The sequence below is a fragment of the Corynebacterium sp. Marseille-P4321 genome (genome assembly GCF_903645305.1).
Taxonomy (GTDB): Bacteria; Actinomycetota; Actinomycetes; order Mycobacteriales; family Mycobacteriaceae; genus Corynebacterium.
The window spans coordinates 539,978-555,915 of sequence record NZ_CAHJXO010000001.1; the positions used below are offsets into that span (position 1 = coordinate 539,978).

The 15,938-nt window shown below is 63.2% G+C and carries 18 protein-coding genes and 3 tRNA genes; 9 read left to right on the forward strand and 12 right to left on the reverse strand.

All coding sequences use genetic code 11. The features are described from left to right. Window positions 1-8 precede the first annotated feature (8 nt). Together HWX32_RS02305 and HWX32_RS02310 are read left to right on the forward strand one after the other, a co-directional pair. The gene (locus HWX32_RS02305; RefSeq protein ID WP_175934573.1) at window positions 9-389 is read left to right on the forward strand and encodes a capsid cement protein; all 381 of its coding nucleotides are present in this window, start codon (window positions 9-11) and stop codon (window positions 387-389) included. A gap of 9 nt (window positions 390-398) precedes the next feature. Then, window positions 399-941, forward strand: a complete 543-nt coding sequence (locus HWX32_RS02310; protein WP_175934574.1) for a phage protease — start codon at window positions 399-401, stop codon at window positions 939-941. Between the two features lie 255 nt (window positions 942-1,196). On the opposite strand, the gene HWX32_RS02315 is transcribed toward HWX32_RS02310, so the two are convergent. Next, window positions 1,197-1,272: transfer RNA gene (locus HWX32_RS02315), tRNA-Lys, on the reverse strand. Window positions 1,273-1,476: 204 nt separating this feature from the next. On the opposite strand from HWX32_RS02315, the gene HWX32_RS02320 reads away from it, so the two are divergent. Beyond that, the gene (locus tag HWX32_RS02320; RefSeq protein ID WP_075469582.1) at window positions 1,477-2,670 is read left to right on the forward strand and encodes an Ig-like domain-containing protein; all 1,194 of its coding nucleotides are present in this window, start codon (window positions 1,477-1,479) and stop codon (window positions 2,668-2,670) included. Window positions 2,671-2,732: 62 nt separating this feature from the next. Here the strand turns inward: HWX32_RS02320 and HWX32_RS02325 are convergent. The 9 genes from HWX32_RS02325 to HWX32_RS02365 form a co-directional block, all read right to left on the reverse strand. Beyond that, a tRNA-His gene (locus HWX32_RS02325) sits at window positions 2,733-2,808 on the reverse strand. 58 nt (window positions 2,809-2,866) lie between these two features. Then, window positions 2,867-3,505 carry an oligoribonuclease gene (gene orn, locus HWX32_RS02330; RefSeq protein WP_175934575.1) on the reverse strand — a complete coding sequence of 213 codons (639 nt, stop codon included), beginning with the start codon at window positions 3,503-3,505 and terminating at the stop codon, window positions 2,867-2,869. Beyond that, on the reverse strand, window positions 3,506-4,312 hold the full coding sequence (cmrA, locus tag HWX32_RS02335; RefSeq protein WP_175934576.1) for a mycolate reductase: 807 nt from the start codon (window positions 4,310-4,312) through the stop codon (window positions 3,506-3,508). A 10-nt stretch (window positions 4,313-4,322) separates the two neighbouring features. Then, on the reverse strand, window positions 4,323-4,655 hold the full coding sequence (locus HWX32_RS02340; protein WP_075469579.1) for a transcriptional regulator: 333 nt from the start codon (window positions 4,653-4,655) through the stop codon (window positions 4,323-4,325). Continuing rightward, on the reverse strand, window positions 4,652-5,077 hold the full coding sequence (locus HWX32_RS02345) for a hypothetical protein (protein ID WP_175934577.1): 426 nt from the start codon (window positions 5,075-5,077) through the stop codon (window positions 4,652-4,654). The genes HWX32_RS02340 and HWX32_RS02345 overlap by 4 nt, the downstream gene beginning before the upstream one ends. Before the next feature lie 44 nt (window positions 5,078-5,121). Beyond that, window positions 5,122-6,510 (reverse strand): MFS transporter, encoded by a 1,389-nt coding sequence (locus HWX32_RS02350; RefSeq protein ID WP_175934578.1) that lies wholly within the window; start codon window positions 6,508-6,510, stop codon window positions 5,122-5,124. Window positions 6,511-6,685: 175 nt separating this feature from the next. Continuing rightward, entirely contained in the window at window positions 6,686-6,928 is a 243-nt protein-coding gene (locus HWX32_RS02355) for a hypothetical protein (RefSeq protein WP_175934579.1), read from the reverse strand. Continuing rightward, window positions 6,928-7,077, reverse strand: coding sequence for a hypothetical protein (locus HWX32_RS02360; protein WP_175934580.1), 150 nt, complete (start codon window positions 7,075-7,077; stop codon window positions 6,928-6,930). Before HWX32_RS02360 ends, HWX32_RS02355 begins: the two co-directional genes overlap by 1 nt. Before the next feature lie 87 nt (window positions 7,078-7,164). After that, a tRNA-Arg gene (locus tag HWX32_RS02365) sits at window positions 7,165-7,238 on the reverse strand. Window positions 7,239-7,362: 124 nt separating this feature from the next. Between HWX32_RS02365 and HWX32_RS02370 the strand changes: the two genes are divergently transcribed. The 5 genes from HWX32_RS02370 to HWX32_RS02390 all read left to right on the forward strand — a co-directional run bounded on the left by HWX32_RS02370 (window position 7,363) and on the right by HWX32_RS02390 (window position 13,155). Further along, window positions 7,363-9,375, forward strand: coding sequence for a cytochrome c oxidase assembly protein (locus HWX32_RS02370; protein WP_175934581.1), 2,013 nt, complete (start codon window positions 7,363-7,365; stop codon window positions 9,373-9,375). Between the two features lie 168 nt (window positions 9,376-9,543). Continuing rightward, window positions 9,544-10,206 carry a single-stranded DNA-binding protein gene (locus HWX32_RS02375; RefSeq protein WP_175934582.1) on the forward strand — a complete coding sequence of 221 codons (663 nt, stop codon included), beginning with the start codon at window positions 9,544-9,546 and terminating at the stop codon, window positions 10,204-10,206. Window positions 10,207-10,297: 91 nt separating this feature from the next. After that, a complete protein-coding gene (gene ettA, locus HWX32_RS02380) occupies window positions 10,298-11,968 on the forward strand; it encodes an energy-dependent translational throttle protein EttA (protein WP_075469575.1) in 1,671 nt (556 codons plus the stop codon). 104 nt (window positions 11,969-12,072) lie between these two features. Then, window positions 12,073-12,516, forward strand: coding sequence for an acyl-CoA thioesterase (locus tag HWX32_RS02385; RefSeq protein WP_175934583.1), 444 nt, complete (start codon window positions 12,073-12,075; stop codon window positions 12,514-12,516). 12 nt (window positions 12,517-12,528) lie between these two features. Next, on the forward strand, window positions 12,529-13,155 hold the full coding sequence (locus HWX32_RS02390; RefSeq protein ID WP_175934584.1) for a hypothetical protein: 627 nt from the start codon (window positions 12,529-12,531) through the stop codon (window positions 13,153-13,155). Between the two features lie 31 nt (window positions 13,156-13,186). Here the strand turns inward: HWX32_RS02390 and HWX32_RS02395 are convergent, their stop codons facing one another. Both HWX32_RS02395 and HWX32_RS02400 read right to left on the reverse strand, forming a co-directional pair. Then, on the reverse strand, window positions 13,187-13,597 hold the full coding sequence (locus HWX32_RS02395) for a globin (protein ID WP_175934585.1): 411 nt from the start codon (window positions 13,595-13,597) through the stop codon (window positions 13,187-13,189). Continuing rightward, complete coding sequence (locus HWX32_RS02400; protein WP_175935003.1) at window positions 13,590-14,594, reverse strand: mechanosensitive ion channel family protein; 1,005 nt, start codon at window positions 14,592-14,594, stop codon at window positions 13,590-13,592. Before HWX32_RS02400 ends, HWX32_RS02395 begins: the two co-directional genes overlap by 8 nt. A 184-nt stretch (window positions 14,595-14,778) precedes the next feature. Between HWX32_RS02400 and HWX32_RS02405 the strand changes: the two genes are divergently transcribed. After that, window positions 14,779-15,936, forward strand: coding sequence for a cystathionine gamma-synthase (locus tag HWX32_RS02405; protein ID WP_175934586.1), 1,158 nt, complete (start codon window positions 14,779-14,781; stop codon window positions 15,934-15,936). Window positions 15,937-15,938: the final 2 nt, after the last annotated feature.

A 15,938-nucleotide genomic window follows, 5' to 3' on the forward strand; every position in this document is an offset into this window, starting at 1 on the left:
GAGCGAAGATGTACACCAACCAAACCCGTGACCGGTTCAACCCCGGCACCGACCTCACGGCCGTCGCCGCCGTCGACGTCACCGGCAAGACCTTCGTCGCATACGCCGGCCCAATGCGCAAGGGCAACATCACCGTGCGCCCCGCAGCCGCCGGAAAACCAGTCGCAGGCGTGGCAAAGTACGACGCAACCACCGACCGCCTCGTTGGCGTCGCCCGTGGCTCAAGCCGCGTGCTAACCGTCACCACCGACACGCCACTTACCGCCGGCGACCCGGTCGAGGTAGGCGACGGCGGCCGCGCCACCAAAGCGACCACAGGAACCGTTGTTGGATGGGCCGCAGACGACGCCGAAGCCAACACCGACGCCCTCATCAGTCTCGCCCACTAAGGAGCTACCGTGAACCTGTTCAATCTCAAGAACCAACGAATCACGCTCAGCGCTCCGCAAGACGAAGAAGCCGCCGACACCGTCGACGTGCCCACCTTCACCGCCGAGCAGTGGGAGACCCTCACCGCCGCGCTCGAGCTCGAAGACACCGCCGGCACCGACGAAGTCCTTGCCGCCGTCACCGAGCTCGTCGAAAGCAAGACCGGCGACAGTGAGAGCGCGGAGATCGCGGCGGCCGGCGCCGACGTTGAGCAGCCGGTCATCATTGACCCGGTTGTCTGGAAGGACATGCAGCGCTCGCTGAAGGTTGGCATGACAGCCGAGAAGCAGCGGCATCGTCTAGCGGCCGAGCAAGTGGTCGACCAGGCAATCCGGCTAGGCAAGACGGGCGCGGGCCAACGTGAACGATGGATCGCCGCCTACGGGCAAGACCCCGAAGCAACCCTTCACGCGCTTAACCGCGGTGAAGAGATTCCCCGAATGGAGATTGGCTACGGCATCGACCCCGAGGCCGGCGACGGCAAGAAAATGCCGAAGGGCTGGGTTCGGTAGCGCAATAGTGGGGCCCCCGATATTCTTTGGCACCCCCCAGCCCTGACTGACCCCCGGCAGCCCGAGTCAGGTTTTCTCTCTCCCCGAGTTTAAGGGGGGTCGCGCGCGTTATAGAGGTATCCGTCTTTCTGGCTCAAGTTGCCGCGCGCGGGAAATCTGTTCGACCAGTGCCGTTGACAATCTGGCCATTATTTGGCCACTTTATGGAAATTGGCCAGGTTAGGGAGTGAATATTTACCCTCTGACCTGGCCTTTTGGTGCGCCATCAGGGAATCGAACCCCGAACCCACTGATTAAGAGTCAGTTGCTCTGCCAATTGAGCTAATGGCGCGTATTTTCTTGTGTGTTGCTCGTTGGCAACGAGAAGATACTTTAACACCGCAGTGGTGTGGTGTGAAATCGCCTGTTCAACGCGGTTTTCTCACGTGCTGAAGCGGGGCGCGACATTGCGGTTGCCAATAGTGGTTTTTTAAGCGATTCCCGCTAGGGTAGAGGGGTATTGCCGGTAATGGATACACCATCTGAGGGGTAGAGAGTGCGCAAGTTTGGGGCGGTTCGCCGCGTTAACGCGGCCGTGGTTGCAGTGGCCGCAGCAGCCGCATTGGTGGCATGCTCGGCTGACCAGCAGCGATTGGAGCCGATGGCGCAAACGGATACCTCAGTGGCTCCGGAGGAGGTGGCGCGGCCACCGAAGGCGTCGGTAAGCAATGGCGCAACTGAAGTGGAGCCCGGCCAACCTGTCACTGTCTCCTCGGCCGCGGGCCTGGAGAAGGTCACCATGACTAATGAGGACGGCAAGGAAGTCGAGTCGGAGTTCAACGACGACAAAACGGAGTGGACCACCGCGGAGCCGCTTGGTTACGGGCGCACGTACAGCATCGTGGCGAAGGACACTGAGGGCCAGACGATGAAGAGCTCGTTTACCACCGTTTTGCCTTCGGCACAGGTGAACGCCTACATGTCGCCGATCGACGGTTCGGAGGTTGGCGCCGGCCAAGCCGTGACCATCCGCTTCGATTACCCGATTGAGGACACCGAGGCGATGGAGAAGCTCATCGATGTGGAGACTTCCAACGACACTGAGGGCGGGTTCTTCTGGCTCGACCCGTACGAGCTGCGCTGGCGCCCGAAGGAGTACTGGGAGCCGGGCACCGAGGTCACGGTGAAGGTGAACCTGTACGGCCGCAAGCTTGCCGAGGGTGTGTACGGCGCCGCGGATACGGAGACCTCGTTTACCACCGGCGACCTGGTCGAGGCGGTGGTGGACAATAACCTGAAACTGCTGCGTGTGTATAAGAACCACGAGTTCGTGCGCGAGTTCCCGGTGGCGCTGGGCACTGACGGCAGCTTTGACACGCCGAACGGTTTCTACGTGGTGGGCGACCGCCACGACAACCTTGTGATGGATTCGCGCACGTACGGTCTGGGTTTGGAGAGCGGCGGCTACGTCACCCCGGTGGATTACGCTACGCAACTGTCCTATTCCGGGATCTACGTGCACTCCGCCCCGTGGGCGATTGGCAACTTGGGCTACAGCAATGTCTCCCACGGATGCATCAACGCCAGCCCGTCCGACGCGCAGTGGTTCATGAACTACGTCAAGCGCGGCGACATCTTCGAGGTGCGTAACACCGGCGGCGAGACGCTGAGCCCCTATGACGGTCTCGGCTACTGGAACTTGGATTGGGAGCAGCGCTCCGGCGGTAGCGAGGATCCGCTGTACGAGTAAGCAGAAGCTTATCTGCGAACTAAAGCCCGGTCTGCGAAACGATGCAGACCGGGCTTTAACTTTGGGGTGGCTGACGGGACTCGAACCCGCGACACCTAGGATCACAACCTAGTGCTCTACCAGCTGAACTACAGCCACCATATGTAATTCGCTGCTGTTTTTGCAGCGGGATCTACCTTAATACCTGGGCTGTGGTTTACAAAAACCGCTGGTAGGCGTCGCTTGCCTCGTTGCTTGCCTGGGCGGCGGCGGCGGAGTCGGGCCCGGGTAGGTTTACGAACACGCTGCGCCGGTAGTAGTCCAGCTCCCGAATAGATTCCACGATGTCGGCCAGCGCGCGGTGGGCCATGCCTTTTTCCGGCTGGTGGTAGTACGCCTTGGGGAACCAGCGGCGGGAGAGCTCCTTCACGGTGGAGACGTCGATCATGCGGTAGTGCAGCGCCGCGTCGAGGCGCGGCATTTGGGCGCGGATGAAGGAACGGTCGGTGGCGATGGAGTTTCCGGCTAGCGGCGCCGGGTGTGCAGGGTCGCAGTGCTTCTCGACGAGGGCGAGCACCGCGTCTTCCGCCTCCGTAATCGACACCGGGGACGCCTTGATTTCCTCCAGCAGGCCATTTTCGGAGTGCATGTTGGTCACGAAATCGTCCATCTCAGCCAGCTCGGCGTCCGTGGCGTGCACCACCAGGTCGATGCCTTCGTCCAGGATGTTCAGGTTTGCGTCGGTGACCAACGCGGCAACCTCGACGATGACGTGGCGGGAAGTGTCCAGGCCCGTCATCTCCAGATCGACCCAAACGACGCGGTCGTCCTTGGCTGCTACGGTGTGCGCGTCCATCTATTCTTCTCCCATCTGCGCGTAGAACTTGCCAATTACGGGCGGCAGGACGCCGCGCGGCGCGTAGTTGGACACCACGTCCATGGTTTTGCCGATCGGGCCCGGCACAATGCGGCGGGCGTTGCGTCGCATGGCTTTCAGGGTGGTGGCGGAGCAGGACTCGTAGGTGGTCCACAAAACGTCCGGCACAACCCTGTCCACGATGGTCTGCTCGTCCTCGGGCACCACGGCCTCGCGCACCGGGCCAGGCGCCAGCAGAGTGACGTGCACCCCGGAACCTTTGAGCTCGTAGTGCAGCGCCTCGGTGAACGCGTTCACGCCGGCTTTGGTGAGCACGTAGGTGGCGTTGTTCGGAATCGGGATATTGCCCGCGGCGGAACCGACGTTGCACAGCGCGCCCTCGCCGCGGGGCACCATTTGGTCAAGAACGGCCTTGGTGATGCGGAACACGGCTGTCGCGTTGAGGTTGAACTGGTCCGTCTCGTACTCCCAGTCCTGCGCCATAAACGGGCCGAAGGAGGCGATTCCGGCGGAGTTCACACAGATGCTCACCGTGCGGTTTTCGATGTGTGCAAGGAGTGCGTCGAGGTCGCGGCGCTTCGACAAATCGGCGGCGAAGACTTCGATGTGTACGCCGTGGGCCTGCGAGAGCTCGTCGGCAAGCTGTGCAAGCACCTCCTCGCGCCTGGCAACGACGATGAGGTTGTAGCCAGCTTTCGCGAGGTCGCGCGCCATAGCTTCGCCGATGCCTTGGCTCGCGCCGGTGATCAGCGCGTAGGAGTCGATGCTCGGTCCAGGAAAACTCATGGGTACGAATCTACCCGCCGGCAATCTCACGCAGCGCCGCGATGTGCCCCTCGTAGGCCGCGCGACCTTTCTCTGTGAGCGTCACCCACACGGTATCCTTCGCGCGCGACGAACCGTATTCGCGGAAACGCGTGACGTAGCCGTGTTCCTCAAGGGTGGCCAGCTGCTTCGACAGCGCCGAATCCGAAAGCGCGGCAGTTTCCGCGAGCGCGCCGAAGCGCATTTCGTGCCGGGACGTTTGCTTCTCGACGGCACCCGCGTGGTACAGGGCCGCGCAAATCTTGAGCCGGGTGAGCGGGTGGATGACGGGGTCAATGGCGGGGTCAACGGCGGGTTCGCTCATCGCTGCATCTCCCCGTAGGCCATGAGCCCGGTGGTGACGGCCGCGGCGACGATGCCAGCGATCGTTGCGCCGACCACGCTGCCCTCCGGGACGAACCAGATCAGCGGCATGATGAGTACGGGTCCGGCCACGCCGAACCAGTTCGGTTTCGGATCCTCCTGAAGCGGCTGCTTCATGCTCGGGCGCACGTTGCGGTTGTGCTCCCACACGGCGATTCCAATGCACGCAATGATCACCACTGCGAACAGCGCCCACCAGTACGTCCACTGCATGATCGCCCCTGCGACCGTTGCTCCGAACGAGATGCCGAGTACAGCGTACGTCCACATGGGCGTCGGCTTTGGTGCGGCGTTTCGCTGGATCCCGTCCACCGACTCAAGGGCGGTGCGGGCCTCCTCTTGCGAAATCTGTTTACTTTCCATATGGCCAAGTGTGCCACTTGCCGGAGTGGAAAACAAGGGCGGTCCTAGATTTCGTGCATCTCCTTATCCTTCGTTTCGGGCGCCGTGACGATAGCCACGAGGGAAATCGCGGTGACTACGACGAGGTAGATGCCCACCGCCTGGGGGCCGTACTTCGCATTGAGTGCCGTTGCGATGAACGGCGCAATGGCCGCACCCAGGATGGAGGAGACGTTGTAGGCGATGCCCGAGCCGGTGTAGCGCACGTTGGAGGGGAACAGCTCCGGCAGGATCGCGGACATGGGGCCGAAGATGAAGCCCATCAGGATCATGCCGATGAACAGGAAGATGCCCAGCGAGATCATGGTGAAGGTCTCCGGGTTGAGCAGCCACTTAAAGCTCAGGCCGTAGACGATGATCGCCACCGACGTCAGCCCCAGCACCGGGCGGCGGCCGTAGGTATCGGCGAGGTGTGCCGCCACAGGGATGCCGGCCATGAATCCGAAGATGCACACCAGCTGCAGTTTGAGGAACGTCGGGTAGGCGATACCCAGGCCGACACCCTCCTCGGCGGAGCCGATGCCGTAGGAGAGGAACCAGGTGGTCACGATGTAGAACAGCGTGTAGCACCCGACCATGATGAAGGTGCCCTGGATAAGCGGCTTCCAGGCCGTCTTGAACACCTCGGCCAACGGAGAGGCCGCCTTCTGGTCGTTCTGCTCCACCTGCTGGAACACCGGGGTCTCTTCAACCTGCAGGCGCACCCAAAGTCCGATGGCCACCATGACGATGGAGAGCAGGAACGGGATGCGCCAGCCCCAGCGCATAAACGCGCCCTCGAAGTCGCCGGAGGTGTGGCCGAGCACGGTGACCAGGATGAGGAAGAGGCCGTTCGCCAGGAAGAACCCGAACGGGGCGCCGAGCTGCGGCCACATACCCGCCCATGCGCGGCGGCCCTTCGCGGCGGTTTCGGTGGAAAGTAGTGCCGCGCCGGACCACTCGCCGCCGAGGCCGAGGCCCTGACAGAAACGCATCAGGGCGAGCAGTGCCGGGGCCCAGATGCCGGCCTGGGCGTAGGTGGGCAACAGGCCGATGATGAACGTCGCCAAGCCCATGGTGAGCAGCGCTCCGACCAGGGTGGCCTTGCGGCCCACCTTGTCGCCGAAGTGCCCAAACAAAATCGAGCCGAGCGGGCGGGCGATGAACGCCAGTCCGAACGTGGCGAACGACGACAAAAGCGCTACCGTGCTCGACTCGGACTTAGGGAAGAACAGGAACGGAAACACCGCGACGGCGGCGGTGGCGTAGGCGTAGAAATCGTAAAACTCGATTGTCGTGCCGATGGTGGAGGCGATGCGTACGCGACGGCGTTCTTCTCGGGTCGTTTCGCGGATGGCTGCCGGGTTCGCCGAGGTCGACGGCGGGGGTGTGGGGTGATTGCCGACTGCGGTCATCTCCCGTCCTTTCATTCCAGTGTGCAGGACTGCTGTTCTGTAGAACAGGAGAAAGGTATCACAATGCGAGATATGAATCTCATATCGGAGGTCGCAAACGGCTTCCTGGCTGGATATGCCATGAAAAACCGGCCGCCCGCGTGATGCGGGGGCCGGTGTCGAAGTAGTGGGTGAGCTAAGCGCGATCGTCGCTGACGCCGCGCTCCACCTGGTCGGTGCGCTGCTCGGTGTTTGGGTGCTCGTCCTGGTGGTCAGAGTCCGTGTCGAGGGTCTCGTTCTCCGCGTTCTCAAAATCATCCACGGAGCTGAAGTTCGTCGGTGCGTTGCCGATGCGGGCAGTGGCTGCGTCGAGGAGCTTGTCCAGCTCGGATGCCTGGCCTGCGTCCGGGTTCAGGTTCTGCTCGTTGGTATCAGCCATTAGTTGCGACCATCCTTTTCAAAGTCGTTGTCTTCGCCGGTTTCCTGTACGGATGCGTCCGCGTCCGGGTCGGAGAGGTTGTTTACGCTGTCCTCGTCGATCGGGCTCGACGGCTTCTTCTCGGCGTCGTCGAAGTTGGGGCGAGTCATGGAGCCTCCTTTTGAAAGGGTTTGCCGTTCGTGGCCCCGATGATACGCACACCCCTCCCCATAAAATGTGATTTAGAGCACAAAAAGCGCCCCCAGCAGGATTCGAACCCGCGACCAGCCGGGTAGAAACCGGATGCTCTAATCCACTGAGCTATGGGGGCAGCGATTGGTGCGAACGTTTCGCATCCGGGAGGACGTCGATAAGCATGCGCACCGAAAACGCGGACCATATTGTAACGCAGCGCTGGTTAGGGCAAACAATGCACCGAAAGTAGGGTGATGGGCATGACTGACACGGTTGCGCAAAAACCGGCGGGAAACCCCACGGCGAAACGGGGCGCGGCCCCCGGATGGCCCATCTACCTCGCCGGGGCGCTCATCGCCGCCGTGGTAGCGGGCGCTGTGGCGCAATCGATGGCGGGGGAGTCGCTCGTTGCCCTCGGCATCCCCGATCCGGGCGTGGTGACCACGTTCGGCCTGCCCGCGATGCGCGGCGTGGCCTGGATGCTCATGGCGCTAGCGGTGGGTTCCTTCATGTTCTCCGCCTGGCTCATCGCGCCGCAACGAACGGGCGAAGATTTCAACGGCGCGCGCTTGACCGTCGACGGGCACATCGCCGCCCGCACCGGCGCGCACGCCTCGTTCGGCGTGGCGCTCATCGGGCTGGTGATGATCCCGCTGGTGCTTTCCGACGTCTCCGGCCAGCCGCTGTCCACAGTCTTCTTCAGTCCGGACATGTGGGCGGTGGCGCTGGGGCAAGTGGCGGACGCGCAAATCTGGCTCATCGTGGCCGCGCTCGCAGCCGTGGTTGCGATTGGTGGGTACGTCGCGAATAGCTGGTGGCCGCAGGTGGCGCTATTCATCGGGGCGATTGCCACCACGATGCCGCTGGCGCTTTCCGGCCACTCCGCAACCGGCGGCAACCACGACTACGGCACGAACTCGTTCATCTGGCACCTGGTGTGCATGATGCTCTGGGTGGGCGGGCTTATGGCGTTGCTCGCGCACGGTCGGCGCCTTGGCCCGGATCTCGGGTTCGCGGCGCGACGCTATTCGCGCATCGCGCTGTTCGCCTTCATCGCGATGGCGCTCTCCGGTGTGATTAACGCCGCGATCCGGGTGCGCTGGGAGGACCTTACCCAGTACGCCTACGGCTGGGTGCTCATCGTGAAAACCATCGGCATTCTCGTTTTGGGCGTGATGGGCTATATCCACCGCGAGCGCACCATCCCGAAGCTGGGCACCGAGCCGCGCGCGTTCACGTCGTTGGCCGCGGTGGAGGTCGCCGTGATGGCCGCCGTGACCGGGCTAGCCGTCACCCTCGGGCGCACCCCGCCACCCCCGCCGCTGGACCCGGACCTCACTCGCATGGAAGTGCAGATGGGATACAACCTGCACGAGCCGCTCACCGTGGGCAACTGGCTCACCCTGTGGCGCCCCGAGTTGCTGTTCAGCGTGATCGCGGTGCTGCTGGCCGTGTATTACCTGCGTCTCACCCGCCGCGTAGAGGGGTGGCAGGCGTCTCGCACCGTGTGGTGGCTGTTGGGGTGCGCGACGGTGGTGGTCACGTTGTCGTCGCGAATCGGCATGCACATGCCCGCCGCCTACTCCGCCCACATGACGGTGCACATGATCCTGTCCATGGTGGTGCCCGTCTTCCTCGTCCTCGGCGCACCGTTGACGTTGGTGGCGCGCGCGTACCCGGCGGGCGAATTCAATCCGCGCGCGTGGGTGGAAAGCTTCCAGCGCTCGAAGTTTTTGAAGGTGATCACCTACCCGCCGGTGTCACTGGCGCAGTTCATTTTCTTCTTCTATGCGCTCTACGTGTTCATCCCGCTCTATGAGCTGATGATTTCGGAGCACGCCGGCCACGTGATCATGAACGCCCTGTTCATGCTCTCCGGCTACTTTTACTTCTGGGAGCTCATCGGGCCGGATTACATTGAAGGCCGCCGCGACGCGAAAATCCGCCTTGCCTGGCTGTGGATCTCAATGCCCGTGCACCTGTTCATGGGTGTCTACCTCATGCAGCTCAACATCGTGATGGCGGAAGACTTCTACACCTCGCTCATGCTGCCGTGGGAGCCGGACCTGCTCGCCGACCAAAAGGTCGGCGGTGGCATCGCGTGGGCGTCCGGCTCGTTCCCGCTTGTCATCGTGTTCGGGGTGTTGTTCAGGCAGTGGCTTATCGACGACCGCAGGGAAACCACCGAATCCGACAAGCGGGCCGAAGAGACTGACGACGAGGACTGGCGCCGCTACAACGAGATGTTGGCGCAGTACAACAAATCCCACTAGCTGCGATTTGGGGATAACTTCGAAAAAACTATCCACAATTTTCGCGCCCCCTTTTCCAGGGTTGCGCACCGTGTGACGCTAATGCGCACGGCGAGGGAACACCCCGCGCCGGGCCAGCCGGCGCACCCGGCGGGCGCAACCTCAAATTTTGGAAAGGGGGGCTCTTCCATGAGCCACTTGAGCACGAACTTCTCCGGCAACCTGACGAACGACCCGGTGTTTAGAAAAGTGGGGGACAACAAGGCGGTGACCCGTTTCCGCCTCGCGTCGTCGCGGCGGCGCATGACTGGGGAGACTGATCAGAACGGCAACCCGGTCTGGGAAGACACCGACACGTTGTACATGGACGTGGAGTGCTGGGGGCAGCTCGCGTTGAACACCGCGGCCTCGCTGTCGAAAGGTAGCCCAGTCCTGGTTGAAGGCAAGCTGGTCACTGACACCTGGGAGACCAAGGTGGGGGAGGACAACTTCGGCAAACCGGTGATGGAGACGCGTTCGAAGAACGTGATGAAGGCCAACCGCATCGGCTTCGACATGTCGAACTACCAGGTCACTGTTCGAAAGGTGACGGGCGCGAACGCCGAGCCGGAGGAGCCTTTGACCGTGGAGCAGGCCCTCGCCCGCCAGGCGGCGGCCGAAAACGGGGTGGATGAGCGCCGGGTGAGCGCGGAGGACTTCGCGGCTTCGTCGGCAAGCGGCGGGGCGACCGGCGGCGGTGCTGCTGACGGTGCTGCTGAGGATGCGACTGACGGCACCGAAGACACTTTCGCGAAAGACGATAATGCGGTCCTGGTTGGTGCCGGTGAAAGGGGAGATAAGAAGCCGTTTTAGCGGCGGCAACGGCACGGCGTGGGGCTTGGCTGCGTGATGTACCCTGATACGCGGTATTTGACTACTAATTCGTATCTAAAGGGGAACCCACGTGGCTGAGTTCATCTACACGATGAAGAATGTTCGCAGGGCCATCGGTGACAAGGTCATTCTGGACAACGTCACCATGGCCTTTTACCCCGGCGCCAAGATTGGTGTCGTGGGCCCGAACGGCGCCGGTAAATCGTCGCTGCTGAAGATCATGGCCGGCATCGACCAGCCCAACAACGGCGAGGCCTTCCTGCAGCCGGGCGCAACCGTCGGCATCCTTTTGCAGGAGCCGCCGCTGAACGAGGACAAGACCGTCCGCGGCAACGTGGAAGAGGGCCTGGGCGAGCTGTTTGAGAAAAAGCAGCGTTTCGAGGAAATTGCCGAGGAGATGGCCACCAATTACTCCGACGAGCTCATGGAGGAAATGGGCAAGCTCCAGGAGGAGCTGGACGCGGCGGATGCCTGGGAGATCGACTCGAAGATTGAGCAGGCGATGGAGGCGCTGCGCTGCCCACCGTCGGATGCGCCGGTGACCAACCTGTCCGGTGGTGAGCGCCGTCGAGTAGCGCTTGCGAAGCTGCTGCTCTCCGAGCCGGACCTTCTGCTTCTCGACGAGCCGACCAACCACCTCGACGCCGAGAGCGTGCTGTGGCTGGAGCGCCATCTGAAGGACTACCCGGGTGCCGTGCTCGCCGTGACCCACGACCGCTACTTCCTGGACAACGTCGCGGAGTGGATCTGTGAGGTCGACCGTGGCCAGCTCTACCCGTACGAGGGCAACTACTCCACCTACCTGGAGAAGAAGGCCGAGCGCCTTGAGGTGGCCGGCAAGAAGGACCAGAAGCTGCAGAAGCGCCTGAAGAAGGAGCTGGACTGGGTTCGCTCCTCCCCGAAGGCACGCCAGGCGAAGAACAAGGCGCGCCTGGAGCGCTACGAAGAGATGGCAGCCGAGGCCGAGCAGTACCGCAAGCTCGACTTCGAGGAGATCCAGATCCCCACCCCGCCACGCCTGGGTAACAAGGTCGTGGAGGTCAACGAGCTGGTCAAGGGGTTCGGCGACCGTGTGCTGATCAAGGACCTGTCGTTCACCCTGCCGCGCAACGGCATCGTCGGCGTGATCGGCCCGAACGGCGTGGGTAAGACCACCCTGTTCAAGACCATCGTGGGCCTGGAAGAACCGGATGCCGGCACCGTGGACGTCGGTGAGACCGTTCAGCTGTCCTACGTGGACCAGAACCGCGAGAACATCGACCCGGAGCAGACCGTGTGGGAGGTTGTCTCCGGCGGCTTGGACTACATCCAGGTCGGCCAGAACGAGATGCCTTCGCGCGCCTACCTGTCGGCGTTCGGATTCAAGGGTCCGGACCAGCAGAAGCCGTCCAAGGTGCTCTCGGGCGGTGAGCGCAACCGTTTGAACCTGGCGCTCACGCTCAAGCAGGGCGGCAACCTGATCCTGCTCGATGAGCCGACCAACGACCTGGACGTGGAAACGCTGGGCTCGCTGGAGAACGCTCTGCAGAACTTCCCGGGCTGCGCCGTGGTGATTTCGCACGACCGCTGGTTCCTGGACCGTACTTGCACCCACATCCTCGCCTGGGAGGGCAACATCGAAGAGGGCAAGTGGTTCTGGTTCGAAGGTAACTTCGGCGACTACGAGAAGAACAAGGTGGAGCGCCTCGGCGAAGAGGCCGCGAAGCCGTCACGCGTAACGCACCGCAAGCTCACCCGCTAGCCCAGTAGGACTCCACGAGACTACTTCGCTTAAAGATACCCGCCGCCTGTACCCCTCACCGGGTACGACGGCGGGTTTCGCCATGCGAAGGTAGGGTGTTCACCATGGCTGAACAGGACCTCTCAGGCAACATCCACGTGCACAACATCCCCGTCCGTTGGGGCGACTTCGACCGCTACGGCCACGTGACCAACTCCGCCTACATCGAGTTGGCGCAGGAGGCGCGCCTGAAGTTCGCGCAGGACAACTTCTACTCCCAAGGCCACGAGTTCGTGGTGTTCGTCCGTCGCCTTGAGGTTGATTACGTTCGCCCGCTGCTGCCGAATACCCAGGTAGTTACAGTGGAAACGCGGGTGTCCAACGTTGGCACCACTTCGTTCACCACCCGCCAGGAGCTCAAGGACGCCCAGGGGCGTGTTTGCTGCGTGATTGAGTGCGTGCAGGTCACGGTGGATACCCAGACCACGTCGCCGCGTGAGATCACAAGCAAGGAGATCGGCATTCTTTCGCAGACCGCGGCGAGTAGCGCCGAGGGCCAAGCCGAGTAGCGGGCACAGGAGGTGGAGTCCCTCGAGATTATTTCTGGCGCCCGCGGTTTGACTACGTTGCTGGGGCGCGCGGTGGACCTCGACGCCCGGGCGCTCGCCCGCGTGCAGCAGGTCGGCGAAGACGCGGTGGATGTGTTTGTGACCACCCCGTTCGAGTGCATTGCTTCTCGACGCGTCCGTGCCACCCCCTCCCGCAACGGCGCCACCGTCGCCGCCGCGGATGCCCTCACCGCGCTGCGCGGCGGCCAGGTTGAGATCGGAACCGCGCGCGATGCGGCGTGGGCGGGCGCGTTGCCGCCAGTAGACGGCTTCGTGCAGCGAGACATCGTTCCGGTTGGGGTGGCGCGTCGCTTAGCTGACGAGGGGCGCTCGCTTGCCCGGCAGTTTTCTGGACCCGCGGGCCCGCCGAAATCCCTGCTGGAAGGGGTCGTACTCACAGCGGACGCGGAGTCGGCCGACCCGGTGGAAATCCCCATGCGGATGATCTTCACGTGCACGGCGCTGGGTCTCATTCCGGGCTTTGAGGCTCCCACCGAGGTGCCCCGCTACCTTCGCGTCGCTACCGCGGGGCGCTGGACCCGCCTCGACGCGCCGTTCGGAAGCGTGTACCGCGCGCAGCAACTCAACCTGCTGTTTTAAACCCCTCCGCCCCGCCGCAGGGGGCCGCGAGTTAGTAGGCGCGCGGGCCCTGGTTGATCACCATGTATGCCACCCGCTGCATGTGGTTCCACATCAACGCGCGGTAGCCCTCCGGCAGCTCCTCGCTGCTGAACTGGTCGAGCGAGTTGCTCATCAGCTCGAGCCACCTGTCGGCCTCCGGCTCGCCGATGGGGAAGGGGAAGTGACGGCGGCGCAGCATCGGGTGGCCGCGCTGCTCCTGGTAGGTGTGGGGCCCGCCCCAGTACTGGATGAGGAACCAGCGCAAGCGGTTTTCTGCGCCCTCCCAATCATCGTCCGGGTACATCGGACCGATGAGGTCGTCGCGCTTGACCTGGTCGTAGAAGCCGGCGACAAGTTTTTGGAAGAAAGGTTCGCCACCCACGGCGTCGTAAAGCGATTGCTCCTCGTGCGGGCTAGTCATTGCTACCTCCGTTGATGCCCCCGTCGATGCGCTGCACCTGCATCGGGTCGATGCCCGCCTGCTGCAGGGCAGTGAGAATGCGCTGGTTAATGTGGCGGGCCACCGTCCACTGCTGGCCCGGAAGGGTCTTCACGCTCACGCGGAAGGACATGTGCGTGGGGTTAAACTCGCTCGCGCCGAGCAACTCCGGGTCCTCGAGGATAAGATCGCGGACCTCCGGGTCGAAGGAAGCGTCGATCGCGGCCTGCTCGATCACCGGGGCAGCATCAGCGGGGTCAACCAGCAGGGAAACCGGGATCTGCAAACGTGCGATGGAGAAGCGATCGGAATGGTTGCCCAGGCGCGAGATGTCGCCGTTTTGGATGTACCAAAGCGTGCCGTCGATGTCGCGGATGGTGGTGATACGAAGCGTCATCTCCTCGACATCGCCCACGATGTCACCGACCTGAATGGTGTCGCCCACGCCGTACTGGTTCTCAATAAGCATGAAGATGCCGGTAAGGAAGTCCTTCACCAGTGACTGGGCACCGAAACCCAGCGCCACACCCAGCACACCGGCCGAGGCGATCAACGGCGCGACGTTCACGCCGAGCTGGTCCAAAATGGCAAGCGCCGCCCACACCCAAATCACAATCGCCGCGGCCGAGCGCCCCACATTCGCGAGCGTCCTGATGCGCTGGACGCGCCGGGCTTCCTGCGAGCGGGCCTGCGGCGAATCATCCTGCTCCGCAACGCGCAGCTGCGTGTTCTCGATCGTTTTGTTTGCGGCGCGGTTGATGATGCGGTTGGCAAAGCCGTGGAGGGCGAGCGCCACCAGAATAATCAGCAGGATCTTCGCCGGGCGGGCGATGAACAGGTCTTGAGTCGCCGGGTCGTTCCACCAGCGCGAGACGCCGTCCACAGCTTCGTCCACGGTGGGGACGGGGGGAGCGTCCTGAGCCAGAACGAGCGCGTCTGCGTGGGCAGAGACGTGGGAAAAGGTTTGCGCGAGGTTCATCACGGCCATGAGTGTAGCCGACCGGCCTGCGAGCCAGATTGGCCCTAGCTGTGCATATTAATCCCAGGAAAACCCACCCAGAACGGACAGCATGGTCTACTGTGGGGGTCGATTTTGCGCACCAACCATACTCGCCGCCACCGGCGGCGCTTGTAAACGCGCACCGACCCCGAAAGGACATCAGATGACCGACGGTTCCACCCCCGGGTTCACCACGAACGCCATCCACTCCGGCTACGAGCCGGACAGCCTCTACGGGCCGATCAACACACCGATTTACGCCTCCACCACCTTCGCCCAAGATGGCTTGGCGGAGCTGCGCGGCGGCTACGAGTACACCCGCGTGGGCAACCCGACGGTGACCGCGCTGGAGAAAACCGTGGCGGCACTTGAAGGCGCGGACTTCGCTGTCGCCTACGCCTCGGGTATGGCGGCGGTCGACACGGTGCTGCGCATCCTGCTCAAACCAGGCGACCACATCGTGGTGAGCAACGACGCGTACGGCGGCACCTACCGCCTGATCCAGCAGATCTTCACCCAGTGGGGCGTGGAGAACACCGTGGTGGACATGACGAATGCCGACGAGGTTGCCGCCGCAGTACAAGACAACACCAAGGCGATCTGGGTAGAAACGCCCACGAACCCGATGCTGGACATCGTGGACATCGCCGCCATCGCCGCGGTGAAAGGTGACGCGAAGCTGGTGGTGGACAACACCTTCGCCTCGCCGTACCTGCAGAAACCCTTCGACTTCGGCGCGGACGTGGTGCTGCACTCCACCACGAAGTACATCGGCGGGCACTCCGATGTGGTCGGTGGCGTGGTGTGCGGCAAGCACGAGCTTATCGACGCTTTCGAGGAGAACCTTCGCTTCTTCTTCGGCTGGGTCGGCCCCATCCCTTCGCCGTTCGACACCTACCTCACCGCCCGCGGCCTGAAGACACTCGCGGTGCGCATGGATCGCCACTGCGACAACGCCGAGGCGGTGGCACGCTACCTGGACGCACAGCCGCAGGTGGCGCGAGTGTGCTACCCGGGGCTGGAATCGCACCCGGGCCACGAGGTGGCGAAGCGACAGATGACCCGCTTCGGCGGCATGGTCTCCGTGCTGTTTAACACCACCGAGCAAGCCAAGGCGTTCTGTAAGTCCACGAAGCTGTTCTGTCTCGCCGAGTCCCTCGGCGGCGTGGAGAGTCTGGTGGAGCACCCGGCAACCATGACCCACGTCTCCGTGGCAGGCTCCGCGCTCGAAGTGCCGGGCGAGCTGGTGCGCATCTCCGTGGGCATCGAGGACGAGGCCGACCTGATCGCCGACCTCGAGCAGGCGCTGGCGCAGATTTAGGC